This window comes from Neoactinobaculum massilliense (assembly GCF_900604955.1).
Lineage (GTDB): Bacteria > Actinomycetota > Actinomycetes > Actinomycetales > Actinomycetaceae > Neoactinobaculum > Neoactinobaculum massilliense.
The window spans coordinates 198347-224526 of record NZ_UWPE01000002.1 but is presented as its reverse complement, the minus strand read 5'-3'; the positions used below and the strand labels follow the sequence as shown (position 1 = coordinate 224526).

Sequence of the window (26180 nt, the reverse complement as noted above, 5' to 3'; positions counted from 1 at the left end):
GGCGTAGGACAGAAGATAGGGCAGGTAGGCTCATCCCATGGGAAGTGCACTGATTACCGGGGCCAGTTCGGGGATCGGCAAGGAGTTTGCCTGGCAGCTGGCCGCGGAACGTAATGACCTCGTGCTGGTGGCTCGCGGGCGCGAGCGGCTGGAGAAACTAGCCGAGCAAATCCGACAGGTGGCTGGAGTACAGGTGGAGGTGCTGGTGGCGGACCTATCTGATGCGGATGCCACCGCGCGCGTGGCCGAACGCCTTCGCTCTACTACGCGGCCAATCGGCCTGCTGGTCAATAATGCCGGATTCGGCCTGGGTCAGGAGTTCGTAGGTGGCTCATTGAAACGCGACGAGGAGGCACTCAACGTTATGGTGCGGGCCGTCATGGTGCTGTGCCATGCGGCTGCACCCGTCATGAAAGCGCGCGGCTACGGCGGGATTATTAATGTTGCCTCAATGACCGCCCTCACCGCGCAGGGTCCCTATTCGGCGCACAAGGCCTGGGTAAAAACATTTACTGAAGGATTGGCCGCGGAATTGGCCGGTACGGGCGTGAGCGTCACCGCGGTGCTGCCCGGCCTGACCCGTACGGAGTTCCACGCTCGTTCCGGCGTGGATTCCTCCCAGTGGCCGTCCTTCGAAATTGATTCACCCGTCACGGTTGCGAATGCGGCTATCGATGCCTGCCGGCATCACCGCGTGCTAGTGATTCCCAGCCCGCTATACCGGGCGGCTGCCGTCGCGCTGAAGTGGGCGCCGCGCTGGCTGGTGCGAAAGGTGACGGGTCCGGGGTTGTCCGGGCGCAGCATTGTTTCGCCGGAAACCGCCGGCATTAAGGGCGCATAATGGCGGATTTTGCACAGCTTGCTGAAGTGGCCTGCCGGCTGGGTGTACGTCGGGCGGGCGGCCCGGACCTGGCGCAGGTACTCCTGGACGCGGAGGGTGGCCCGCTGTCCGGTGTCGCGATCCTTGGCCTGCTGGACGCCGCGAATGTCCGGCCCGGCCGTGACTTCACCGCCCTGGTGTGCGCGGACCCGGCCCTCGGGCTCGCGGTGGCCGGTGCGGTGAGCGCGGCGGGTGTGGCCAGCCCGGCAGGTCTGATGGGTGCGACCAGCGCGGCGGGCGCGGTGGGCCTAGCCTCTGCGGTGGGCCCGGCCGGTGTGGGCAGCCCGGCAGGTACGGCAGGCCCGGCGGGCGCCGCGGGCGCTAGAGAAGCGCTCCCGGGGGCTGGCGTAGCGCCGAAGAATCCCGCACCACTGCTGGTGCTCACCCCGGATTCGGACACCGATCTGGCGGCCGGCCATGCCTTTGTGGTGCTCGCGGATGTGGCCAGCAGGGAGGCCTATACACCGCTGCGTGCCTGGGTGGAGGGAGCGGGCGGCACCGTGGTGGCTTTTGCCGCGCTTGCCGACGATGGTGCCCACGGCCATAGCTATGTGGACCGCTCCGGCGCATTACCGCGGGTTGCGGCGCTGGCGACGCGCACACTCGCGCTGCGCGAGGCGCCCCAGCTCCGCCCCATTGCTCCGGGTACCGCGCGGGCCACGCCCGGCCATTCGCCCTACGCAGAGCAACCAACGGCCGGGGTGGGGCCGTGGGCGGAGGAGTACCCGGACGCGCCTCTGCCGGACGGCAGCCGGTGGGATCAGCGTCTGCTGGCGGAGGGGGACCACCGTAACGTCGTCGACGCATATCGATACTGGACGGTGGATGCCATTCGCGCGGACCTGGCCTCGCGCCGTGCTCCGCTCCACGTAGCCATCGAGAACCTCACGCATGACCTCAATATCGGCTCGATTGTGCGGACAGCGAACGCGTTCAACGCGGGCGGTGTGCACATTGTGGGGCGGCACAAGTGGAATCGCCGCGGGGCGCTGGTGACGGATCGCTACCTGGATATGCTTCATCATCCCGATGCGGAAGGCCTGCGTGCCTGGGCTGATGCGGCGGGATACACGCTGGTGGCCATCGACAATCAGGAGGGCGCCACGGCTATAGAGCACACCGCGCTGCCCGAACGCTGCGTGCTCGTGTTCGGGCAGGAGCAGTCCGGTATTTCGGCGGAATTGCTGGCCGCGTGCGATAGCGCCGTCGAGATCACGCAATACGGCTCCACGCGCTCGCTCAACGTGGCCGCGGCCGCTGCGATTGCCATGTATGCGTGGGCGCGCCAGCATCTCTGACGACGTCGTTGTGGGCGCGTACTAGTACCGGTACACGTCACTCTGGAGAACGAAGCGGCGATGTCATGGCGGCGGCGCCTACGTGCGTGAAACCGTCCCTGCACCCGGGATGTTCCACGGGGCCGTGAGGGAGCGCTCCCTACACTCCCAGAAGATCCGCCACCTGGCTGAGTACTTCGCTGGCATCTGCGTTAATGCGGAGATCCGCGTACCGATCACCCTGGGTGGGGCCCATATTGAGGATCACGCCCGTGGCGCCGTGCTCGAGTGCCTCGGCGAACACCCACATGCCCGTGGACACATACAGGGACGAGCCCACCACCAGAGCCACGTCCGCCGCATCCGCCCACTGGAAGGCGCTGCGCATGGCGGTTTGGGGAAGCGACTCGCCGAAGAACACCACCGAAGGTTTGATGAGGCCCCCGCACCGCGGGCAGGGGGCAACCTTGAACGTAGAGTGTTCCGCTGCCTTTCGATCCCGATTCGCCAGAATGGCCACATGCTGCGGATCGGGATCCTCCGGCAGATTCGGGTTGAGCTTCTCCAACCAACCGTCCACTTCCCGCCGGTCAAAGTGGGCGCCACATTGGGTGCAATCTACCCGCGCTACGGAGCCGTGCAATTCGGCAACTTTTTCCGAGCCGGCCTTCTGATGCAGATTGTCCACGTTCTGCGTGGCGATACCGGTGAGGAGCTCGGCCTTCTCCATGCGGGCGATGGCCAGGTGCCCCGGGTTGGGGGAGAGGGCATCTACCGCGTGCCAGGTTTCCTGATTGCGCTGCCACACCCAGCGCTGCCACACCGGATCGCGCGCGAAATCGTCATACTCTACGGATGGCTCCTGCGTGGTGCCCGTACCGCGATAGTCGGGCAGCCCTGAACCGGTGGAGAGTCCGGCGCCAGAGATCACTACTGTTTTCTTTCCGGCCATCAGGGTGGCGAGTGAACGCGCCTCGGCCGATACCTCGTTGTCCATGGGGCCATCGTATCCGCGGGCTCCGACATGAATGAGACGCCCGGCGCCTGGCCCATAGTGCCCCTCAATGCCTCTACTTCACGGCGCAGCCTCAGCCCCGCCTGCGTGACCGCGCTTCCTGGGGCGCAGGAGGAATCTGCCGGTGTGTCCCGCGGAGGATCACGGCTCTGTTCGACGCGGCGCGCGAACTATGTGATAGGTCACCCGCAAGGAATGTCAATCCTATTGCGAATACCACGCCACCCCGAACCGCGATGGGACTCAGGGCCGCGCGTATCGGCGTCGTCAGATCATATGCTGAGTAGGCATCTGTGCAACCTCTAGGAGCGATACGGGAATTCGACTAGGCTAGTGCTGTTTTTCTCTCAGTAGAATGAGGACGTCGGGCGTTGTCGAGGCGATGCCTCGGCTGGCGTCGCAGAATCAAAGGAGATTTCAGTGGCTATTGCAACCCGTGAACAGTACGATGCCATGCTTGACCGCGCGAAGAGCGAAGGTTTTGCGTACCCGGCCATCAATGTGACGTCCTCTCAAACCGTGAACGCGGCGCTGCGTGGATTTGCGGAGGCGGAATCTGACGGCATTCTTCAGGTATCCGTGGGTGGGGCTGAATATCTGTCCGGTCCTTCGGTAAAGAATCGTGTGTCTGGCTCTGTGGCGCTGGCGCAGTATGTGCGTGAGGTCGCCAAGAACTATAACGTGACGGTGGCGCTGCACACGGATCACTGCGCCAAGCAGAATGTGGACAGCTGGGTGCGCCCCCTGCTTGAACTTGAGGCTGAACAGCGTGCGCGCGGCGAGGAAACCTATTTCCAGTCCCACATGTGGGATGGTTCGGCGGTGCCGCTCAAGGAGAATCTGGAGATTGCGCAGGAACTGCTGGCACTTTCCCAGAAGGCAGGCACCATCCTTGAGGTGGAAATTGGTGTTGTGGGTGGTGAAGAGGACGGCGAGTCCAACGAAATCAACCACAAGCTCTACTCCACGCCGGAGGATGCGCTCCAGACGGTTGAGGCGCTGGGCCTTGGTGAGAAGGGCCGCTATACGGCAGCGTTCACGTTCGGCAATGTGCACGGCGTGTACAAGCCGGGTCACGTCAAGCTGCGCCCGGAGCTGCTTGGCGAAATCCAGGAGGTAGTGGGTAAGAAGTACGGTAAGGATCATCCGTTTGACCTGGTGTTCCACGGTGGCTCCGGCTCCTCCCCGGAAGAAATCGCCACGGCCGTGAAGAATGGTGTGGTCAAGATGAACGTGGACACGGACACCCAGTACGCGTTCACCCGGCCTGTCGCGGACTGGATGTTTACGCACTATTCGGGCGTGCTCAAGGTCGACGGCGAGGTGGGCATCAAGAAGCAATATGATCCGCGTTCGTGGGGGAAGGCCGCAGAGGCCGGCATGGCTGCTCGTGTTGTTGAGGCCACCCAGGAGCTTGGGTCCGCCGGGCACCGCATGAAGTAGGGGCGGCTGGGGCAGCCTCCAGAGTGTGGAAGGCTGTCCCCGGTTTCCGGAAGGCCGGCACCAACCCGGTACAGTAGGGCAGGTGGCCACTCAGGATGAAATCGCTCAGGCGGAAACGCAGCTGAAACTTGGTTTTGACGCGCTGGATCGCGGAAATATAACGCAGGCAAACCGCGCATATGCGGATGCAGAGAAACTGGCGGGTGCGGATTTGGAGGGCGTGCGGGATGCGCAGGCGCTTCACGCGGCCGCGGTGATCGGCGCCCAGCTCGGCAAGGCGCCGGCGGAGCGTTTCCTTGAACGTGCGCTGGATGCCTACACGAAGGAACCGGCCACCCCGCGTAAGGCCAATGCCACGGCGATGTACGGATTTATGCTCGCCACCGAGGGCCGGCACGCGTTCGCGATCCCCGTCATGGAGGACGCCCTCTCCCAATATGAAGCGCTCGGCGACCACGTGCAGGAGGCGAATGCCCACTTCAACCTGGGTATTTCATACGCCGCGCAGCGGGATCCGGTCACGGCCGCCCAGCAGTTCAAGCGGGCGCTCGCGGTGGCACGGAGTCTGCCGGGAGCCCAGGAGGGTGCCTACGCACCGATTTATCAAAATCTTGGCGCGGCACTGCTTGATGCGGACGATGCCGCCGGTGCCGCTGAGGCTCTCCAGCGCGCCGCCGCCATCTATCAGCGCAGTGGCGCGCATCCGCAGAATGTGGCGGATTGCTACTTTGGGATTGGACGTGCTCTAGCGGCGCGGGAGCGTTGGGAGGACGCGGCGGCGGCCTATGGGCAGGCGGTGTCCGTGCTCGAGGCGGCGCATATCACCACGGCGCAATCTCAGGAAGCACGCGGCACCTATCGGCATCAGCAGGCGGTGGCCCTGGCCCGGGGCGGTCAGGTAGCGGAGGCGGTGGCGCCGATGAAGGCGGCCGTTGCCGCGTATCGCACGGCCGGTGAGGATGTCCCCGCCGCGCACACCACCGGCCTGGTGGGGGATTTGTATGCCCAGTTGGGTGAAACAAAAAAGGCTGCGCATTACTTTTCCGACGCCGTCCGCGCCCTGCGTCAATTCCTCACGTCCGTAGGGGAGGCGGATCCTACGGACGAAAACGGCCAGGCCGGTGCGGAGGGCCAGGCGAGCGCGGGGAAGCGTGCCACCGCGGGGAAACAAAGCGTGGCCGGCGCGGCATTTGGCGCTACCGCTTCTGATACGTCCACGTCACAAGAGCGGGCAGTTGTTGCGTTGACCACGCGCGCGCAAGAGGATCTGGCTGAGTTTGCTGCCAAGTTGAAGGCGGTGGCCGGCGCGTAACGCCGCGTCTTAACCTGCTGGCTGCTTTCTAATACCCGCTGCTGGCTATTTCCTAGTACCTCGCTAGCTGCTTCCTAGTACCCGGTCAACCTGCCGGCTATTTCCTAGTACCCCCACAATTCCCCAGGATTTCTGGCGCCGCGAGGGCCCTACGTCTTGTAGGCCGTTGGAACCATCGCGCCGTGGGCCTCGCCGGTAGCTTCGAAATGAATCAGAGATGATTTGCGAAGCAAAGGAGATCCCATGAAGGCGCTGGTGTATCACGGCCCGGGTAAGAAGGCTCGGGAAAAGGTGCCGGATCCTCAGATCCGGCACCCAACGGACGGCATCGTCAAGATGTCTGCCACCACGATCTGTGGCACGGATCTGCATACTCTCAAGGGAGATACGCCCGAGGTGACGCCGGGTAGCGTCCTCGGCCACGAAGGCGTGGGCGTGCATGTCAGCCCGGCGGAATTCCCCATGAATCACCTGTGGATTGAGAACAATACGGTGACCACGGGCCTGGCAAGCATGGACGCGCTTGGCAGACTGTTCAAGGCGGTTGCCTAGAAGCAGCTTGACGCCTCGCCGTTTGTCACGCACCGCTTCACTTTTGATTGCATCCTTGACGCCTATGAGACGTCCGAGAACTTGAATAAGACGAGTGCCCCATGCCGTCCACGCCGAATAACCGAATAAAGGCGTTGGCCATAGTGGGCACATTACAAAGAAGAGAGGGACACATGGGTTCACACCCGACAGCTCAGCCAGCTCACGAAAATATTTCCGCTGCTGTACCTACTCCTGCCCAGGAAGTAGACGAACTTGTTGCAAAGGGACAGGTGGCTCTTAAAGAATTTGAGCGCCTTAACCAGGAACAAGTGGACTATATCGTTGGTAAGGCCTCGATTGCTGCGTTACACGAGCACTTGACGCTCGCCCAGATGGCAGTCGACGAGACCCAGCGCGGTCTTGTGGAGGATAAAGCGACGAAAAATATATTCGCTTGCGAGCATGTGACGAATTATATTGCGAAGCTGCGTACCGCCGGGATTATTTCATCTGATGACGTTACGGGCATCGATGAAATCGCTGAACCGGTTGGTGTAATTGCGGGCGTTACCCCGGTAACGAATCCGACCTCAACCACCATTTTTAAGGCTCTGCTCACTCTTAAGACGCGCAATCCGATTATCTTCGGATTCCATCCGAGTGCCCAGAAGTGCTCAGCTGCGGCGGCACGTATCGTGCGTGACGCCGCGGTGAAGGCAGGTGCGCCGGAGAATTGCATTCAGTGGATCGAGCATCCGGCCATTGAAGCAACGAACCTCCTCATGAAGCATCCCGGTGTAGCAACAATTCTTGCGACGGGTGGGCCCGGAATGGTGAAGGCCGCCTACACCTCAGGAAAGCCTGCCCTGGGAGTTGGCGCTGGAAACGCGCCGGCCTATATTGACGTGAATGTTAATATCAAGAGCTGTGTCAACGATTTGATTACGTCCAAACGGTTCGATTACGGCATGATCTGCGCGACGGAACAGGCGATTATTGCGCGTGAAGAAATCTACGACCGCCTTGTTGCTGAGATGAAGCGCCGCAAGGCCTACTTCGTGAACGCGGAGGAAAAGAAGAAGCTGGAACGCTACGTGTTCGGAGTGGAGGCCTATGCCGATGAGGGGGCTCCGGCGCCAAAGCTGAGGTCGAATGTGCCCGGGAAGTCGCCCCAGTTCTTGGCACACGCAGCGGGGTTTGAGGTTCCGGAGGACACGACGGTCCTCGTGGCGGAGTGCAAGGAGGTGGGGAACCAGGAGCCGCTCACAAAGGAGAAGCTTGCACCAATTTATGCTCTTCTTACCTGCAAAGACCAGGAGTCCGGTTTCCAAATGTGTGAGCAGATGCTTCTTGAGGGGGCTGGCCACACCGCTGTTATTCATACCTATTCGCATGAGCTTGCACGCGAATACGGGCTACGAATGCATGCCGGACGCATTATCTGGAATCAGCCGTCATCGCTGGGCGGTATTGGCGATATTTACAATGCAATTGCTCCATCTCTCACTCTTGGCTGCGGTTCTTATGGGCGTAATTCGGTTTCGGGCAATGTACAGGTAGGAAATCTGGTGAACATCAAGCGGGTGGCACGGAGAAACAACAATATGCAGTGGTTCAAGATTCCACCAAAGACGTACTTCGAACCGAACGCGATTAAGTACCTTCGCTCGACGGTCGGTATTGAACGAGTTGTGATCGTATGCGACAAGACGATGGAGAAGCTGGGCATAGTTGACAAAATTATTGATCAGCTGCGAGCTCGTCCTAACCGCGTGACCATTCGAGTCATTGACTATGTGGAGCCGGAACCATCCGTGGAAACGGTGGAACGCGGCGCGAAAATGATGCGCGAAGAATTCCAGCCGGACACGATTATCGCCGTGGGCGGTGGAAGTCCAATGGACGCGGCCAAGATTATGTGGTTGCTCTATGAACGCCCGGGCATCGCTTTTTCCGATATTCGGGAAAAGTTCTTCGATATTCGTAAGCGCGCGTTCAAGATTGCTGCGCTCGGTGAGAAAGCCCAGCTCATTTGCGTTCCGACGACGTCGGGCACCGGCTCTGAGGTGACGCCTTTCGCGGTCATTACCGACCACAAGACGGGGTACAAGTATCCGATTACGGACTACGCGATTACCCCATCGGTGGCGATCGTTGACCCGGTTCTCGCGGCAACCCAGCCGCGGATGCTCGCGTGCGACTCCGGGTTTGATGCGCTTACCCACGCATTTGAGGCGTATGTGTCCACTTATGCCAACGATTTCACTGATGCGATGGCTCTTCATGCCGCGAAACTCGTGTGGGAGAACCTTGACCCATCGGTTAATCTGCCCGAGGGTGCTGAATGCACCAAGGCGAAAGAGCATATGCATAACGCGTCAACCATGGCGGGGATGGCGTTCGGTTCGGCGTTCCTTGGCATGTGCCACGGAATGGCGCACACTATCGGTGCCCTGTGCGGATTGGTCCACGGCCATACGAACGCCATTCTGCTGCCCTACATCATTCGCTACAACGGCCAGGTGCCATCCGAATCAACGTGCTGGCCGAAATACTCCCAGTATGTGGCCCCCGAGCGTTACCAGAATCTGGCGAAGCTCTTCGGCCTCAAGGCCGCAACTCCTGAGGAGGGTGTGGAGTCACTGGCGCGGGCGGTAGAAAACTACCGTGATCATCGGCTGGGCATGGACGCGTCCTTCCGGGATGCCGGCGTAGATGAAGATTTCTTCTGGAGCAACCTCGATAAAATCGGTCATCACGCCTACGAGGACCAGTGCACGCCCGCAAATCCGCGAGTTCCCGAAATCGAAGATATGAAGGACATTGCGATTGCGGCCTACTACGGTGTGTCGCAGGAGGAAGGTAAAGCGATGCGCGCGAAGCGCCGGGCCACGGCCGGCGTGGGTGCGAAATCCGCTAAGTAAGAGTCCGCTGCAGTAAACAGTTGTGGGGCGGCCCTCGGGCCGCCCCACAACTACCTGCTACAAACCACTACGCGATCGGCTGTGTTTCCCGGCGGGGCGGCTGTGTTTCTGCGGAGGGATCAAGCCTGACCGCCCCGAGCGGGAATGCAGTCGCCCCGCCGCGATGCCGATCCGAGCTCCTAGTCCACCGGCATGGGTGCCAGGTGCCAGATCTCGTTCGCGTAGTCCCGGATGGTGCGATCCGAGGAGAAACGCCCTGAGCGGCAGATATTGATCCATGCCTTCCGCGCCCATTCTTCGACGTCGCGGTAATCCTCGGCCATTCGATCCCTGGCCTCTCGGTAGGACGCGAAATCGCCCAGTACGTAGTACACGTCCGGTTCTTCCCACGAGGACCCGTTGAGCAAGGAGTCCACCAGATCATGGAAGTCGCCTGTACCGGCGTCGTCCAAAGTACCGTTCGTGAGCGCGTCTACTACGCGCTGCAACCCAGGAGTCTGGGCTACGACGTCGCGCGGATGATAGTTGCGCTTGAGCTCCGGGAGTTCCTCCTCCAGTGCGCCGAACACGTAGGCGTTTTCGCGGCCCACAGCGTCCACGATCTCCACGTTGGCGCCGTCCATGGTGCCGAGCGTGAGGGCGCCGTTCATCATGAATTTCATGTTCGAGGTGCCCGAGGCTTCCTTGCCGGCCGTGGAAATCTGTTCGGAGATGTCGGCGGCCGGAATAATGTGCTCCGCGGGCGAGACGTTGTAGTTTTCCACAAACAGGACCTGGATTTTGCTCCGGGTGTCCGGGTCATTGTTCACCAGGCGGCCCACCTCGTTGATGAGCTTGATAATGGCTTTGGCGCGCTTGTATCCGGGGGCGGCCTTCGCGCCGAAGATGAACAGGCGTGGCACCACATCCAGGCTTGGGTTGTCCTTGAGGCGGAAGTAGAGATCCAAAATGTAGAAAGCGTTGAGGAGCTGGCGCTTGTACTCGTGGAGACGCTTAATCTGAACGTCGTAGATGGCGTCCACCGGTACGTCCACGCCGTCGCGCGCCTTGATCCAGGTGGCGAAATCCTCCTTGTTGGCGCGCTTGATCTCCGTGAGGCGGCGCAGCACGTCCGGGGTAGCGTGGTCCTCGATGCCGGCCAGGAGGTCCAGGTTCTTGACCCAGGCGTCGCTTCCCAGTACGTCCGTGAGCAGGCCGGCCAGGCGCCGGTTGCAATTATTGAGCCAGCGCCGCGGAGTCACGCCGTTCGTTTTGTTATTGAACTTTTCCGGCCACACGTCATGCCAGTCATGGAGGGTGTCCCGCTTGAGGATCTCCGTGTGAATGGCGGCCACACCGTTGATGGAGAATGCTGCATAGCAGGCGATCCAGGCCATGTGGACGCGGCCGTCATGAACGGGCGCCATGTAATCGATCTTCCCCTGGTCGAAGCCGCGCCCCGCCAGGTCAATGCGGAAGCGGCGGTCAATTTCCGCCACGATGTCCCAGATGCGCGGGAAGAGCTGCTGGAAAATGGACTGCTCCCAGGTTTCCAGTGCCTCGGCCAGCACCGTGTGGTTAGTGTAGGCGAAAGTGTGGGTGACGATCTCCCAGGCCTCGTCCCAGCCGAAGCCGTGCTCATCCATGAGGATGCGCATGAGTTCGGGGATGGCCAGTACCGGGTGGGTGTCATTGAGCTGGATGGCGTTGAAGTTCGCAAATGTGGCGAGGTCGCCGTGCTCGGCCAGGTGGGTGGCTACCAGGTGCTGCAGGGAGGCGGACACGAAGAAGTACTGCTGGCGCACGCGCAGCACCTTGCCATCATAGGTGGTGTCATTGGGGTAGAGCACGCGGCAGATATCGCCCACCCGCTCCCGTTCAATAATGGCGTCCGTGAAGCGCTGCGAATTGAAGGCGTCATAGTCAAATTCTTCGAGCGGTTCCGCCTTCCACAGGCGGAGCGTGTTCACGTTGTGTGTGCCGTAACCGGTGATGGGCATGTCATAGGGGATGGCGCGCACGGTCATGTCTGTGAAGTGCACAAGCTGCTGTTCGGATGCGCGCCGGATCACGAAGGGGTTGCCGTTTTCCATCCAGGGGTCCGGCTCCTCATGCTGGAAGCCGTCCCGGAAGGACTGCTTGAACAGACCATAGCGATAGAGGATGCCATAGCCGGTGACGGGCAGGTCCATGGCTGCGGTGGAATCGAGGAAGCATGCGGCCAGGCGGCCCAGTCCGCCGTTGCCCAGCGCCGCGTCCGGCTCCTGCTCCAGCACCTCCGTGAGGTCGAGGCCGTAGGCGGCCAGTGCGTCCCGAGCCTCATTCACCAGTCCCAGGTTCACCAGGTTGTTGAGGAGCGCCCGGCCCATGAGGAATTCCGCCGAGAAGTAGGAACCTCGCCGCGTGGCGTTGTAGCGCTCGCGGGTATGCTCCCAGTTCGTACCGAGCTTGCTCATGACCAATTGCGAGAGGCCCCACCAGTAATCGTTGGGGGAGGAACCGGCCGCCGAGGCGCCGGAATTCGCCTGCGTAAATGCGCCGAGCGGCTGATCGATTGTGGACATGTGTCTCCTTGCTGGTAAGGACGCGCGGGCTGCGCGGGGGAACGTGCCCGAATGCCATGCTGTGACGCCGGGCACGCGTGTGGCACCAGCCTAATGGTTTCGGCGGGTGAGGGGTTGCGTGAGCGGATCTGAGTTGTCGTACGACGCCGGGGTGGGCTGGTGGGAAGGCCGGCCTGGTGGCGGTTTGGTTTGCTACGACGTCGAAGCGGGCGTGGGAGTAGCCGGGATCTCACTCTGTGCGGCGTGGGAGTAGCCGCCGTGATCCGGCTCTGGGGCGCCTGGGCCAGTGCTCACGGGGGAGACGTGCCAGGCGGTGGTGCTGCCGTTTCCGTACGACGGCGGTGGGGCGGCTGAAAAGTCTGAGGTAGTTAGCGTTTGGAGGGGAACATGGAAAAGTGGCGCACCGTTGGTGAGCATTTGAGGAGAATACGGACGACTGCGTCACCGATTAACTGGATCTACGGCGCTGTACCGGCTGGTAAGTAGCGGATCTGTACGATTTTCCCTGGTCAGCGTTGTACAAATGCGATGGATTTAGGAACCGAGTATCACGTAGGTTGCAATCACCGGCTGGCTATTGTCGCTCGAGATGAGGCGGAAAACATGGGGTAAAAGTAGATCGATTGTTCTCGTAAGGAGACGGCTCTCACAAGGTAACTGCTAAAGAATAACGTGTGGGGTAGGACTTGGGCCGCATTCGTTATGCGGTGAATTGCTAATGCCCGTGCTACGTCTCCTAGAGTTGTATTTGCTGCGAGAGAATCGACTTCGTTCTATACCACTGAAAAGGTGTGAAAGTGTGGACGTTCAGCCCATGAACCTTTTTGAGGCTTGCGTCATAGTTAAAGACGACTCTGATGGAGGAGTCCTTCCTGATTTTAAGGGTTAGGAAGAAAGATTGACATTTGTGGTCAATATATGAAAGGGCTGGCTTTCGCCGGGCGTATAACAATGATCGATGGAAAAATTGCCTATAGCGACGCCTTGCTTGAGGCGGGCAAGGCGCTTCCTACGAAGCATCAAGTTGAAAAGCTGAGTGAGACTGACTTAACTGACGTGGCAGTCGTCGTGCTTGACGATGCTGACGTTGAAGCGGGATGGTTTAAGCGAGTTACTGATAAGGGATGGAAGATTCCCGTGTTCCTTATGACAGCGGGGGGGACTCTGGAGAAGCTTCCTGGGCTGACGGGAGTACTTACATATGATCCGCTTCAGGAAGAATTCTTTACTCGTCAGTTAGATACCGCGGCATCAAAGTACGACAATGAAGTCTTGCCGCCGTTCTTCGGGGCATTAACCAAATACTACGATCGGGGCTATTCTCAGTTCGATTGTCCGGGTCATCAAGGCGGGCAATTCTATCGCCGTCATCCTGCGGGTCGTCGTTTCTATGACTTCTATGGGCCACAATTGTTCCGTACGGATCTGTGCAACGCCGATGTCTCGATGGGCGATTTACTGATTCACGAGGGTGCACCTAAGCAGGCGACCGAAAATGCCGCGAAGATTTTTAACGCCGATAACACCTGGTTCATTTTAAATGGCACGTCGTCGTCAAATAAGGTTGCGATGACTGCTCTCATTTCTCCTGGTGATCTGGTTCTGTTTGACCGCAACAATCACAAGTCTGCCGAACATGGCGCGTTGATGATTGCTGGCGGCATTCCGGTCTACCTAGAAACGGCGCGTAACGCTTTTGGTCTCATTGGTGGTATTGATGCACACTGCTTTGATGAGAAATACCTCCGTGAGCGTGCAGAGAAAGCTAAGAAGGGCGCAGGAAAGGAAAAGCGTCCCTTCCGTGCTGCTATCATTCAAGCGGGTACATATGACGGTACGATTTACAACGCGCGGCAGGTAGTCGAAAAGATCGGGAAACTCTGCGATTACATAATCTTCGATTCGGCGTGGGTTGGTTATGAGCAGTGGATTCCGATTATGGCGGATTCCTCCCCGATGAAGCTCGAGCTTGGCCCGGAAGATCCGGGTATTGTTGTGACCCAGTCGGTCCATAAGCAGCAGGCAGGGTTCTCTCAAGCATCGCAGATTCATAAGAAGGATAGCCATATCAAGGGGCAGGATAGGTACTGCAACTTTGACCAGTTTAATAACGCATACATGATGCAGGCATCGACCAGCCCGTTCTATCCTTTGTTTGCGGCACTAGATGTCAATGCGCAGATGCATGCTAATGGCAACGGCGAGAAGATGTGGGCCGAAGCGATGCGTGTCGTAATTGAAGCGCGCAAGCTAATCTTGCGGAATTGCCACCTTGTTCGGCCATTTGTTCCGCCGGAAGTTAATGGTGTGCGTTGGGAGGATGCTTCGACCGAAGAGATTATGTCCAATCGTGACTTCTTCGAGTTTAAGCCAGGTGAGAGTTGGCACGGATTTGACGCTTATGTGGACGGTCAATACTTTGTTGATCCGATGAAGCTTATGCTTACGACGCCCGGTTTAGTTAATATCCCTGGATCGTTTAAGTATGAAGAGTTTGGTATCCCGGCCACAATTTTGGCAAATTATCTCCGTACGCAGAATATTATTCCGGAAAAGAATGACCTGAATTCAATTCTGTTCTTGATGACGCCGGCAGAGTCAATGCCGAAGATGGAAAATCTTGTGGCGGCCCTAGTGCGATTTGAAGAACTAGTCGATAACGATGCGTCTCTTGAGGAGGTGCTGCCCGAGATCTATGCTGCCCATGAGGAACGCTACCATGGATACAGTATCAGGCAGCTTTGCCAGGAAATGCATGATTTCTACAAGAGCCGTCAAGTAGCCCAGCTACAAAAGGATATGTTCCGTGAAAAGTACTTCCCTGAAGCTGTTCTAACGCCTGCGGAAGGAAACATTGAGTTTACTCGCGGTCATGTCGATTTCATCCCAATCGCTGAAGCTGAGGGACGAATTGCTGCTGAGGGTGCCCTGCCGTATCCTCCGGGGATCGTATGTGTACTTCCAGGTGAACGCTGGCAGAATCCAGCTCTGAAATACTTCCTTGCCTTGGAAGAAGGCATTAACCTGCTGCCAGGTTTCGCCCCGGAGCTTCAAGGAGTTCATCTTCGTACTGAGAGCGATGGGTCACAGCGGGCCTATGGCTACGTTATTCGAGAGAAGTAATTAAGTCGGGCGATTTATGCCTGGTGACGTCCGACATGGAGGATCTTGAATGGACGCAGTTTCAGAGCCGCAACCGGCAAAGAAGAAGATGACCGTCGTTCAATTGACGGTAGTAACAATGATTAACATGATGGGATCAGGGATCATCATGCTACCTACGCAGTTGGCGAAGGTAGGCACGATCTCTATTCTCTCGTGGGTGGTCACGGCGGGCGGTGCCACTTTGCTTGCATATGCCTTCGCCCGGCTTGGAAGGTACTCAAAAAAAGAAGGGGGGATGGGAGGTTACTCAGAGTACGCGTTCGGAAAGAGTGGTAATTTCCTTGCCAATTTTGCATACTTTGTATCTCTAATCATTGCAAATATTGCAATTGCAGTATCGGCTGTTGGGTATGCTCTGTCGCTTGCTGATGTAGATACCGGAAAGATTGCAAATGGTCCGCTGATCGTTGGTGTTCTAGCAATTGCTACATTGTGGCTCGCCACGGTGCTCAACTTTGGAGGAGCGCGGATTACTGGGCGGCTATCGACGGTGACGATTTGGGGTGTGATTATTCCTGTAGTTGGAATATCAATTATTGGGTGGTTCTGGTTTGACCCTCAAATGTGGGCGCATGCTTGGAATCCTCATCACCTCGATTCTTTCACTGCTATTAGCTCGTCAATTTCCATGACATTGTGGGCATTCTTGGGAATCGAATCTGCTTCAGCAAATTCGGATTCCGTTGAGAATCCGGAGCGCAATGTCCCGATTGCTGTGATGGGTGGTTGTATCGGTGCAGCAGTGCTTTACGTTTTAAGTACGAATGTTATGTTCGGAATTACTGGGTATCAGGAACTCGCCAATTCGAATGGTCCGTTCGGGTTGGTATTCAGTGAAATGCTGAATCCGGTGGCAGGTAAATTTGTTCTGGTACTTATGGTAATTTCCTGTTTTGGTTCGTTACTTGCTTGGCAGTTCACTATTGCCCAGGTTGCCCGATCGCTTGCAAGAGCGAAGATGATGCCACATCTGTTTACAAAGGAGACAAAGGCGGGCGCTCCTATTGCTGGAATGGTGACAATCACGGTTATCCAGTCCTTACTATCGCTTATGACAATTAGCCCGACACTGTCGAAGCAATTTGAAGTGCTGGTTAATCTTGCGGTGATTACAAACGTCGTGCCTTATATTCTTTGTATGGCGTCGGTAATGATTGTACAAAGGCGGGCGCATGTTCCCGCTCACGAGGCTCGGGTTGTGAATATTATTGCGACCGTTGCCGGTATTTACAGCCTTTATGCGATGTATACCGCTGGAGAGTCTGCAATGATGGGCGGCGCCTTGGTTACATTCTTCGGCTGGTTAGTATTTGGCTGGATTGCGCCTCGTTTGGAGAAACAAAGGGAGGTGGGTAAGGCGGCCGTGCCCGAAGTGACTTCTTAGCTGAAACATATGCTTAAGTGCGGGGTATCACCATTCTTGTGGGTGGTACCCCGTGCATCTTATAAATCTGTCTCAATGAGGAGAAGATCATGTATTTTGCGTTTACTATTGCGGGTTCTGAGGCGACGGGTGGTGCGGGCTATCAGGTGGACTTGAAGACGTTCCAGCAGTTGGGCGTTTATGGTTCAGGCGCACTCACCTGCATTGTGAGCATGGACCCGGATAACAACTGGAATCACCGGTTCGTGCCCGTCCCGCCCACCGTGATCCACGATCAAATCCAGGCCGCACTCCGTTCCCAAACAATCCGCACCACGAAGGTGGGGATGCTGGGCCACCCGGACACCATCCGCGTGGTAGCCGACGCCCTGAAATCCCAGGAATGGGACAACGTGGTCCTCGACCCCGTCCTCATCTGCAAAGGACAGGAGCCCGGCCAGGCATTGGACACGGATAACGCGCTCCGCACCCAGGTCCTGCCACTCGCCACGGTCACCACTCCCAACCTGTTTGAAGCCCAGACGCTTTCCGGCATGGACAGCATCACTACCGTGGAGGAGCTGGTCGAGGCGGCGAAGCGGATTGCCGCCCAGGGCCCCCGCTATGTGGTAGCCAAGGGCGGGGTGGACCTGCCCGGTGAGGACGCTGTCGACGTGCTCTGGGATGGCCAGGCCGCCACTATTTACCGTGCGAAGAAGGTTGGGCGGGAGAAGGTGAGTGGGGCCGGGTGCACGCTGGCCGCTGCTATCACCGCGGAACTCGCCAAGGGCAAAAACATCCACCAGGCCGTGAAGATCGCCAAGGACATGGTCACCATCGGCATCCTCCACCGCGTCTCCGCCCACACCCCCTTCGACACCATCTACCAAGGCGCCTACACCGAAGGCACCCCCGCCCCCACCACCACCGAAACACTGAGCTAGCGCTTTTGGGTGAATTTGTACGACGCCGCCCGGGTCACGCTGCCCCACGGTACGACGTCGCACAAGTTGCGTAGTAGAACGCCGCCCGGGTCATAGAGCACCGTCCGAGCGAGTGGTGCGGCCAGATCACCAGCGTCCGCTCCCTTGGCACTGGCCGAGCGCGCGGTACGGACAGTGCGGCAGGTTTTTGGCGGAAGGACACGGTTCCGCCGGAGTCACCGTCCTGACTGGTGTTTTCGGCATCGGCCGCACTGTCTGCAACAGGCCGTGTTCCGCATTCGCCACGAGCAGCGCGGGGCGGTGCCCCAGGTGAGTGCGTTGATACCACCGCGGCCCGCACGCCGCCCGCCGCGCTGCCATTCACTACGAACCGCGTTCCATATTCGCCGCCCGCCGCACCGCTATTGGGCGCCGGCTGGGCGAATGGTAGGCGGCAAGGAGTCGGCGGTTTGACGCAGGCCTTGCCCAGGCGGTACGGCAAGGCGCGGGCGATTCGGCTGGGCCTTGCCCGGGCAACGCGCACTGCCCACGTACCACCTGGACCGCACGGTAGCCCAGACAATACGCGGCGTACAGGCTACCAACCGGGCGTGGCGTTCGACGTCGTCGAGGCTGGCAGAAACCTGTAACGGGCACGATGGCGGGCCACCCCAATATTCGGTATAGATAGGGTGGTATCGCGCCAGGCGCGAGCGGGCAAGCCCCGCATAGTTTGGGAGGTCCTATTGTCCGTTCTTGAGGCTGCAACAGAATTTGTGCACGAGCATATGTCTCACACGGACGTGCCGCGTGCGAAGCGCATCTACCGTTACCGGCATTGCCTCCGCGTGGCAGCAATCGGACGCAATGTGGCGCTCTCCGAGGGGCTGGACGCGGATCGGCTGGAACTGGCCTGCCTGCTACATGACATAGGCAAATTTGATTCCACCTGGCACGTGGATCACGGGCGGGCGGGCGCAAAGATTGTGCGCCCCTTCCTCAAGAAGCAGGGGCTGGATACGGAGGCGATCGAAGAGATCTGCCAGGGTATCGCCATGCACACGGACGGGCGCTGGAACTACCCGCCCGAATCTCCGGATTACCGCGGCATTGAGGACTACGCGCACGAGCCCAGCATGCTGGCCCGCTCCGTAGGCGACTGCGACAATATTGACCGTTTCTCCGCCTACCGCATCCACGACACGCTCGTCTACCGCCGTTTTGACCGGATGACACTCCAGCACCAGCTGGATTTCTGCGTCTCCTACCGGCAGCGGCTCAAGCGCGAAGGCCATTACGAATGCGCCACCCGCTCAGCCCAGCGCCTCTGGGTGGAAGCACTCGAGCGCCAGGAAGCCTACTTTGCTCAGTTGGAGCGGGAGATGCGCGCCGGACTGCCCTATGAGCAGCGCCGCACGCATCATCGTCACCGGAAGTAACGCCGGTCCCCCGCCGCGGCGCGCGGTGCTGTGCGAGGTCTGGTGTAGCTTCACGCGGCCCTGTACGGGGTCCACTGCAGCTTCATGCCGGGCCGGGTGGCATGCGGGGCCGGGCCGGGTGGCGTGCGGGGCCGGGCCGGGTGGCGTGCGGGATGTCGGGCCGGGTGGTGTGCACGCGGGCCGCGGCTTCGCGGGTAGCCGGAGCGAACGATGTCGTACCACTCGCGCCGCACGCACCTCACCCCCACAAATCCCTACTCAGCCAGTGACGCGAAACGGGCGTAGTGCCCCTGGAAGGCGAGCTCCACGGTGCCGGTGGGACCGGAACGCTGCTTGCCGATGATGACCTCCGCCAGGCCGGCTTTTTCCGAATCGTCGTTGTACATATCCTCGCGGTGGATGAGCAGCACCACGTCCGCGTCCTGCTCCAGGGAGCCGGATTCGCGCAGGTCCGCCACCTGGGGACGCTTGTCGTTGCGCTTCTCCGAATCACGGTTGAGCTGGGCCACGGCGATGATCGGGATCTCCAGCTCCTTAGCCAGAAGCTTGATGGAACGGGAGAACTCGGACACCTCCTGCTGGCGCGACTCCACCTGTTTGCCACCCGAGGAAAGCAGCTGCAGGTAGTCGATGATGACCATCTGAATGTCGCTCTGCTGCTTGAGACGGCGCGCCTTGGCACGAATCTCCGCCAGCGTGAGGTTCGGGGAATCATCCACCAGCAGCGGCGCATCGGCCACCTTGTCCATGGTGGTGGCCACCCGCTCCCAGTCCTCGGCGGTCATTTCACCCTTGATCATGCGGTCCTGGAATACGCCCGATTCCGCCGCGAGTAGACGCAGCACCAGCTCCATGCGGTTCATTTCCAGGGAGAAGTAGGCCACAGGCTTGTGGTCATGGAGAGCCGCCTGGCGCGCGAAGTCCATGGCCAGGGTGGATTTTCCGACGCCGGGGCGCGCCGCCACAATAATCATCTGGCCGGGGCGAAGCCCGTTGAGCCGTTGGTCCAGATCGGGAAAGCCGGTGGAGAGACCCTGCAGACCGTTATCCCGTTTCTCATTGGCTACCAGCTGGTCATAGAGATCCGGGAAGATATCCGAGATCATAGCCGCCTGGCTTTCCTCCTCATTCTCAGAGATGGCGAACACTTCGGATTGCGCCATATTAATGAGGCCGTCCACGTCCGCCCCGTCCGTGGTGTAGCCGAGTTGGGCAATACGCGTACCCACCTCCACCAGCGAGCGAAGTTTGGACTGCTCACGCACAATCTGCGCGTAGTAGGCGGCGTTGGCCGCCGTGGGGACGGAGGCCACCAGCGTGTGGAGGTAAGGGAGCCCACCTACGCGTTCCAGGTCACCATTTTTCTGGAGTTCGGCACTCACCGTGACGGCATCCGCCGGTTCCCCCGCGCTGAACAGTTTGAGGATTGCCTGGTAGATCGTGGCGTTGGCAGCGCGGTAGAAATCGTCCGGCTTGAGCAGGCCCACCACGTCCGCAATTGCATCCTTGGCCAGCAGCATGCCGCCCAGCACGGAAATCTCCGCATCAACATTCTGCGGCGGGGTGCGCTCATACTGTGAACCCGTCATTCCGCCGTTGCTCACCACGGTCACAACAATTCTCCCTTCATCGCCAAGTCTTCTCAGTCCTCGCCGCAATGCCTAGATGAGGCATCGTACCCGTGACCTCGACTCCTCGCCGCGAGACTGCCCGCCGACTCCCCGCACGCCCCGAAAGATTCCTCGCCGCGCGGCTACATCCCTTCCCCGCGGGGCTTCCCCTTTAGGCGAGCCGCCCGCAGCGCGAACTAGGCCCCTTCCCCGCGCGGCTAGATCCATGTGGACCTACATCCTCTATGGTCGCAAATCGCAATCCACAGATGTATCGCTCGTCATAGTGAGCTGTGTAAGAACCGGTGGAAATATGCCGGGCAGCCCGTGGAAAAACCGTGCACGAACTGTGGATAACAGCCGCAGTTATCCACAACTCCGCCACCGTCTCTCCACATTCCCGTGCACAACCCTCAAAGTGGCGTCAATTCGTCCCCAACTTTGTCCACACCTGTGCATAACAGGGACCAATTTTGCCTGTCGTTTACCCGCCGTTCATCCACAGCCGGAGGCGATGCGACCCGTCGCTGGGGATAGCAGGTAGCGTGCAGCGCGAAGTAGTGCTACAGGTGAGCACCCGCAGTCAGCACGCCGAATACCGAAACGGGCTGTTACGCGCCCACAGCCAACGCCCATCCACCCAGCAAAACCAACCACACGTCACAGCCCACCCACCGCGGAACCGGGCAACACGCATACGGACGGCGGGAAGGCAACCGGCCAGACACGCACGCCGGGCCATACGCACGCCGGGGCGGGAATGAAACCAGGCAACGCACACAGGCGGCGGAAACGCAACCGGGTAGCACTCGCGCCGCCGGCGTCGGAAAAAGAACCGAAAAGAAACCGGGTAAACAACGGGGCACAGACGGCGTCGACCGCAACACAGAACCCTTCCGCGCACGGTGATAGCCTCCCGGCGTGCTTACCCATGCCCAGAAAACCCAGATTGACCGCCGTATTGCGGAACTGGCATGGCCGGCGCTCGGCGCCCTGCTGGTGGAACCGGCGCTGCTGGCCGTGGATTCCATCATGGTGGGCCAGCTGGGAACGGCACCGCTGGCGGGTCTCTCGCTCGCGTCGACCATTCTCTCCACCGTGGTGGGGCTGTGCATTTTCCTCTCCTACGCCACCACCGCGGCCACCGCGCGGCAGGTGGGTGCCGGCAACGCGAGGCGCGCACTGGAAAATGGGATCGACGGCATGTGGCTAGGGGCCGTGCTCGGCGTGGTGCTGGGCGTGGCGCTGGCGGTGTGCGCGCAGCCGCTCCTGGCCGCGTTTGGCGCCAGTGGAGCCACCCTCGCGCAGGCCACTGCGTACCTACGGATTTCGGCGGTGGGCCTGCCCGGCATGCTCGTGGTCCTGGCGGCCACGGGCACGCTGCGCGGGCTGGCGGACACCCGCACGCCGCTGCGCGCAGCCGTCGCCGGCGCACTGGTGAATGTGCCCGTCAACTACGTCTTTATCTACCCGGTGGGACTGGGGATCGGCGGGGCGGCCATTGGCACGGCCACCGCGCAACTGTTCATGGCGGTGTGGTTGGGGTGGACGGTGCGCAGGCATGCCCTTCACGACGGCGCCTCCCTCGCCCCGCGCGGGCTCGGCGTACTGCGTGCGCTACGTTCCTCCGTGCCGATGCTGGCGCGGTCCGTCATACTGCGCGCGGCGCTGCTGGTGGAGATCGCCGGGGCCACACAGCTCGGGGTGGCAGCGCTGGCCGCCAACCAGGTGACCATGACCGTGTGGAATTTCGCCACCTACGGCATGGATGCGCTCGCCATGGCCGCGCAGATCCTTGTGGGGCAGGCGTCCGGGGCGGGTGATCGGCGCCACCTGCGAGATGTACTGTCCCGGTGCCTGGCCCGCGGCCTCATGGTGGGTGTGGTGCTCGGGGTGGGCGTGGCGGTGCTCGCGCCGTTTATTCCCCACCTCATGAGTAGCGACGCCGGTGTTCTCCATCTCGCCACCGTCGGTACGTGGCTGGCCGCCGCGTGCATGCCGGTGTCCGCGGTTGCATTCATTCTGGACGGCGTCCTCATCGGTGCCGGCGACGCCGTCGCCCTCGCCTGGTTAATGGCCGGCTCACTGGCGGTTTACGTACCTGCCACCTGGTTGGCGGTGTGGATCGCCGGGGCAGGATCCGCGACGGTTGGCGGATTCCTAGCCGTGTGGGCCGGTTATGCCGGAGTGTTCCTGGGCATGCGCGCTCTCACCACCTATCTGCGCGCCCGCGGGGACGCCTGGATTCGTCTCGGGGCGTAAGGCCCGGTACCAGACTGCCGGTCAAGCACTACCACGCCGGCTGGTCGAGCATCACCACGCGGCAGATCACCTAGCGTACGTCTCTCATAGAGCACCGCGACCTGAATGGCCGCCCGGGCCAACCACGCGACCCGCTTGCCTAGATCCGGATCCCGGGCCTATCGGCAATCCTGGATATACAAAAGGGCGGCGGGGAATAACCCCGCCGCCCTTCCGCTACTAGCCCTAGCGCAGAGCCGTAACCGAAATCCGGAGGTTGGCCACGACGTCGTCGGCGAGCTTCACCTTAGCGGTGTAGGCGCCGATGGACTTGATGGTGGAATCCAGATTGATGGTGCGGCGATCCACGGACTTGCCCGTGAGTTCGCTGGCGGCGGCGGCCACGTCGCGCGTGGTGACGGCACCGAACAGGCGGCCGTTCTCCCCGGCCTTGCGGGCAATCTCGATAACGCCTTCCTGCAGCTGATCGCGCAGAGCCTGCGCCTCCTCGAGGGTGGCGATGGCACGGCGGCGACGGGATTCGGCGATGTCGTCGATCTGCTTCTGGGCGCCCTTGGTCCACAGCGTGGCGTAACCCTGCGGAAGCAGGTAGTTGCGGCCGTAACCGTCCTTGACGGTCACAACCTCGCCGGCCTGGCCGAGGCGCTCAACATCATGAGTCAGAATGAGCTTCATTGCGGTGCCTCCTTACCGGTGGTTGGACGTGTAGGGCAGGAGCGCCATTTCACGGGCGTTCTTGATGGCACGAGCGAGCTTGCGCTGCTCCTGAACGGACACGCCGGTCACGCGGCTGGCGCGGATCTTGCCACGGTCCGAGATGAAACGGCGCAGCGTCGCGGTGTCCTTGTAATCGATGTGGCCCACCTTGATGGGCTTGTGAGGCGTGATGTGACGCTTCGGCTTGCGCAGTTGGCGCTTACCCATTGTTGTTCTCCTTTAAGCTTTTATGTCGATATGCAGCGCAGCAGTTATGTGCTGCCGGAATTGTTGAACCCGCAAACGGTCCGGCCATTCGAGCCGAGACCCTCACCGGCCGCCGAGCACTGGCCTACCCACCCGTCCGCTTTTAAACGGCGGACCGTCTCAGCAAGAACCAGCTAAAGCAAAACCGGCTAGAACGAGGGCCGCCTAAAACGGGACTGACAGAATGACCAAATCCAGTTCGAATCCAGTTCGGCTAAAACCCGGGTTTAGAACGGCGGATAGTCGTCGATCGCGGAACCACCCTGCGGCACGGTTTGCCACGGGTCATTGGCGGAGCCGCCCTGAGGAGCGGTGTAGGAGGCGCCGGAGTTGTAGCTCCCGCCCGCGTTACCACCGTTCGCGTAGCCGCCGTTGCCACCAAAGTTGCCGGAACCACCACCGTAGTTCCCGCCGTAGTTTCCGCGTCCACCCTGGCCGCCGTGCCCGCCGCCCGAGGTCTTCGTGACCTGAGCCTTGGCGTAGCGGAGAGAGGGGCCGATTTCATCCACCTGCAGATCAAGGGACTGCCGAGTTTCCCCGTTGTTCGTCTGATAGGAACGTACCGTGAATCGGCCCGTTACCATCACGCGCGTGCCCTTGGTGAGGGATTCCGCAACATTTTCCGCGTAATCCCGCCACACGGAGCAGCGCAGGAACATGGGCTCGCCATCTTCCCAGTCACCCGTCTGCTGGTTCTTCTTCCGAGGCGTGGAGGCCACCGTGAAGCTCGCGACCGGCACGCCCGCGTTTGTGAAACGCAGTTCGGGATCCGCCGTCAGATTGCCGACAACGGTCAGAATCGGTTCACCAGCCATGGTTACCTCCAGCCTTTACTTTTCCTTGCGCAGCAGCTTGGTGCGCAGCACGGACTCGTTGAGGCCGAGCTGACGGTCAAGTTCCTTTGCAGTAGCCGGCGTGGTGCTCATGTCCACCACCACGTAAATGGCTTCGCTCTGCTTCTTGATGGGGTATGCGAGCTTGCGCTGGCCCCAAATATCGACATTCGCTACGGCACCGCCTTCAGCGGGAACAACCTGCAGCATCTTGTCAACTACCTGCTTGATGTTTCGCTGATCCACGTTGGTGGACAGGATCATCATCATCTCGTAGTCACGCATATGTACCCACCTCCTTTGGTCTAAACGGCCACGGGCTCTCCGTGGCAGGAGGGTTATGCGATGCGTCCCGTTTTGCAGACGCAATCATTTAGTTTACGCGGGTTTTTCGCCATTTTTCCAGTGAAGTACGACGCCGCTGCCGATGCCCCGATACGGCGCACGTACCGCGTGGTTGGCGGCAGGCGCCCGACGCCTAGCCTCCCAAGAGGTTCACCTCGCGGGCGCCTTGTAGCTACTGCCCGGGTTGGAAGCCTGTACCCACCACCCGAGTTAGAAGGTGGTTAGTGTCGTTTGCAGGTGTACCAGCCGCCTTCAAAGAACACTAAAGGCCTTCGAATACGGATGGAGGCCACCAAAGCCGGAATTAAAGGCCTCCAAACAGCATCAATGGCCTTCAAACACATGGCAGCACCCGCGCACAGCAGGATCCGCCCAGCCGTGAATCGACCTAAAGGCCTCCAAACCACACTAAAGACCTTTAAACCGCAAGTGGGCGGTGGGTTGACAGGCCCAAGTCGCGTTTGCAGGTGGTTAGTGTCATTTGCAGGTGCACCACCCACCCCCAAAGAACCCTAACGGCCTTCGAATACGGATGGGACCCACCAAAGCCAGAATTAAAGGCCTCCAAACAGCATTAAAGGCCTTTAAACCGCAAGTGGACAATGGACGGGCCAGAATTGAAGACCTTCAAACCGCACTAAAGGCCTTTAAACACCGGCAAGTGGACCGCCAACCCGGCGTATCCGACTACTTCTCTTCCTCACCCAGGGCAGGCACCAGTTCTAGATGCTCCCTGCGGAACCTGTAGGCGACGTCGGCAACAGCATTGATGTCGTCCTGATTGTGACTGGTCAGAACAAGCGTGCGCCCACTATCAACAAGCCGGCGAAAGAGCGAGCGGAACTCCGCTACGGTATCCACGTCGAGGGCGTTAAACGGCTCGTCGAGTAGCAGGATTGGTTGATCCTCCATAATGGCCTGCGCGATACCCAGCCGCTGCTTCATTCCCAGCGAGTAATAGCGCGTCTTCTGGGGCAGATCGGGATCCAGCCCTACCAGTTCGAGGGTCGCGCGCACCTTCCGCTCATCAATTTTGTTCCGAATGCGCGCCAGGCTCATCAAATTATCCAGCCCCGATAATAACGGAATATATCCCGGCCGATCGATCAACACTCCGAAGCCCTCAGAAAACGTGCGTCCCTTACTCAGGTACCGCGGGTCAATCGTGACCGTACCGGCGTCGGGCGCAACAAAGCCGCACATAATCTTCAACAGTACCGACTTACCGGATCCGTTCTCCCCCTGCAGGGCGACGGCGGTCCCTTCCTCTACGTCCAGGTTCACGTCGGTAAACACCGGGCGCCCATGGAAGGACTTCTCCACGCCGCGTAGCGAAATGATGCTCATAG

General features: G+C 60.1%; 19 protein-coding genes. 11 read left to right on the top strand and 8 right to left on the bottom strand.

Translation table 11 applies throughout. The features are described from left to right. Positions 1–37: 37 nt before the first annotated feature. Positions 38–841 carry an SDR family NAD(P)-dependent oxidoreductase gene (locus tag EIH27_RS07280; RefSeq protein WP_124040324.1) on the top strand — a complete coding sequence of 268 codons (804 nt, stop codon included), beginning with the start codon at positions 38–40 and terminating at the stop codon, positions 839–841. 674 nt (positions 842–1515) lie between these two features. Further along, positions 1516–2178, top strand: coding sequence for a TrmH family RNA methyltransferase (locus EIH27_RS07995; protein WP_420892149.1), 663 nt, complete (start codon positions 1516–1518; stop codon positions 2176–2178). 139 nt (positions 2179–2317) lie between these two features. On the opposite strand, the gene EIH27_RS07270 is transcribed toward EIH27_RS07995, so the two are convergent. Further along, entirely contained in the window at positions 2318–3154 is an 837-nt protein-coding gene (locus EIH27_RS07270; protein ID WP_124040323.1) for an SIR2 family NAD-dependent protein deacylase, read from the bottom strand. Between the two features lie 438 nt (positions 3155–3592). On the opposite strand from EIH27_RS07270, the gene fbaA reads away from it, so the two are divergent. From fbaA to adhE, 4 genes are all read left to right on the top strand, one after another. After that, complete coding sequence (gene fbaA, locus EIH27_RS07265) at positions 3593–4615, top strand: class II fructose-bisphosphate aldolase (RefSeq protein WP_124040322.1); 1023 nt, start codon at positions 3593–3595, stop codon at positions 4613–4615. A gap of 82 nt (positions 4616–4697) precedes the next feature. Next, positions 4698–5927 (top strand): tetratricopeptide repeat protein, encoded by a 1230-nt coding sequence (locus EIH27_RS07260; RefSeq protein WP_124040321.1) that lies wholly within the window; start codon positions 4698–4700, stop codon positions 5925–5927. A gap of 243 nt (positions 5928–6170) precedes the next feature. After that, positions 6171–6479, top strand: coding sequence for an alcohol dehydrogenase catalytic domain-containing protein (locus tag EIH27_RS07255; protein ID WP_124040320.1), 309 nt, complete (start codon positions 6171–6173; stop codon positions 6477–6479). A gap of 173 nt (positions 6480–6652) precedes the next feature. Continuing rightward, complete coding sequence (adhE, locus tag EIH27_RS07250; protein ID WP_124040319.1) at positions 6653–9385, top strand: bifunctional acetaldehyde-CoA/alcohol dehydrogenase; 2733 nt, start codon at positions 6653–6655, stop codon at positions 9383–9385. 179 nt (positions 9386–9564) lie between these two features. On the opposite strand, the gene EIH27_RS07245 is transcribed toward adhE, so the two are convergent. After that, positions 9565–11928: a glycogen/starch/alpha-glucan phosphorylase gene (locus EIH27_RS07245; RefSeq protein ID WP_124040318.1), complete on the bottom strand. Its 2364-nt coding sequence runs from the start codon at positions 11926–11928 to the stop codon at positions 9565–9567. Positions 11929–12879: 951 nt separating this feature from the next. Between EIH27_RS07245 and speC the strand changes: the two genes are divergently transcribed. The 4 genes from speC (at position 12880) to EIH27_RS07225 (ending at position 18818) form a co-directional block, all read left to right on the top strand. Further along, positions 12880–15051, top strand: a complete 2172-nt coding sequence (gene speC, locus EIH27_RS07240) for an ornithine decarboxylase (RefSeq protein ID WP_124040317.1) — start codon at positions 12880–12882, stop codon at positions 15049–15051. Positions 15052–15100: 49 nt separating this feature from the next. After that, positions 15101–16477 (top strand): putrescine-ornithine antiporter, encoded by a 1377-nt coding sequence (potE, locus tag EIH27_RS07235; RefSeq protein WP_206424913.1) that lies wholly within the window; start codon positions 15101–15103, stop codon positions 16475–16477. Between the two features lie 89 nt (positions 16478–16566). Further along, on the top strand, positions 16567–17400 hold the full coding sequence (thiD, locus tag EIH27_RS07230) for a bifunctional hydroxymethylpyrimidine kinase/phosphomethylpyrimidine kinase (protein ID WP_124040316.1): 834 nt from the start codon (positions 16567–16569) through the stop codon (positions 17398–17400). A gap of 725 nt (positions 17401–18125) precedes the next feature. Further along, positions 18126–18818: an HD domain-containing protein gene (locus EIH27_RS07225; RefSeq protein ID WP_241153024.1), complete on the top strand. Its 693-nt coding sequence runs from the start codon at positions 18126–18128 to the stop codon at positions 18816–18818. A 254-nt stretch (positions 18819–19072) separates the two neighbouring features. On the opposite strand, the gene dnaB is transcribed toward EIH27_RS07225, so the two are convergent. Beyond that, a complete protein-coding gene (dnaB, locus tag EIH27_RS07220) occupies positions 19073–20407 on the bottom strand; it encodes a replicative DNA helicase (protein WP_164461649.1) in 1335 nt (444 codons plus the stop codon). Positions 20408–21349: 942 nt separating this feature from the next. On the opposite strand from dnaB, the gene EIH27_RS07215 reads away from it, so the two are divergent. Further along, positions 21350–22690 (top strand): MATE family efflux transporter, encoded by a 1341-nt coding sequence (locus tag EIH27_RS07215; RefSeq protein WP_124040314.1) that lies wholly within the window; start codon positions 21350–21352, stop codon positions 22688–22690. A gap of 225 nt (positions 22691–22915) precedes the next feature. Here the strand turns inward: EIH27_RS07215 and rplI are convergent, their stop codons facing one another. The 5 genes from rplI to EIH27_RS07190 all read right to left on the bottom strand — a co-directional run bounded on the left by rplI (position 22916) and on the right by EIH27_RS07190 (position 26178). Continuing rightward, positions 22916–23365, bottom strand: coding sequence for a 50S ribosomal protein L9 (gene rplI / locus EIH27_RS07210; RefSeq protein WP_124040313.1), 450 nt, complete (start codon positions 23363–23365; stop codon positions 22916–22918). 12 nt (positions 23366–23377) lie between these two features. Next, the gene (gene rpsR, locus EIH27_RS07205) at positions 23378–23614 is read right to left on the bottom strand and encodes a 30S ribosomal protein S18 (protein ID WP_124040312.1); all 237 of its coding nucleotides are present in this window, start codon (positions 23612–23614) and stop codon (positions 23378–23380) included. Positions 23615–23880: 266 nt separating this feature from the next. Then, positions 23881–24468, bottom strand: coding sequence for a single-stranded DNA-binding protein (locus tag EIH27_RS07200; protein WP_124040311.1), 588 nt, complete (start codon positions 24466–24468; stop codon positions 23881–23883). A gap of 15 nt (positions 24469–24483) precedes the next feature. Further along, positions 24484–24771, bottom strand: coding sequence for a 30S ribosomal protein S6 (gene rpsF / locus EIH27_RS07195; protein WP_124040310.1), 288 nt, complete (start codon positions 24769–24771; stop codon positions 24484–24486). A gap of 747 nt (positions 24772–25518) precedes the next feature. Beyond that, the gene (locus EIH27_RS07190) at positions 25519–26178 is read right to left on the bottom strand and encodes an ATP-binding cassette domain-containing protein (protein WP_124040309.1); all 660 of its coding nucleotides are present in this window, start codon (positions 26176–26178) and stop codon (positions 25519–25521) included. Positions 26179–26180 lie beyond the last annotated feature (2 nt).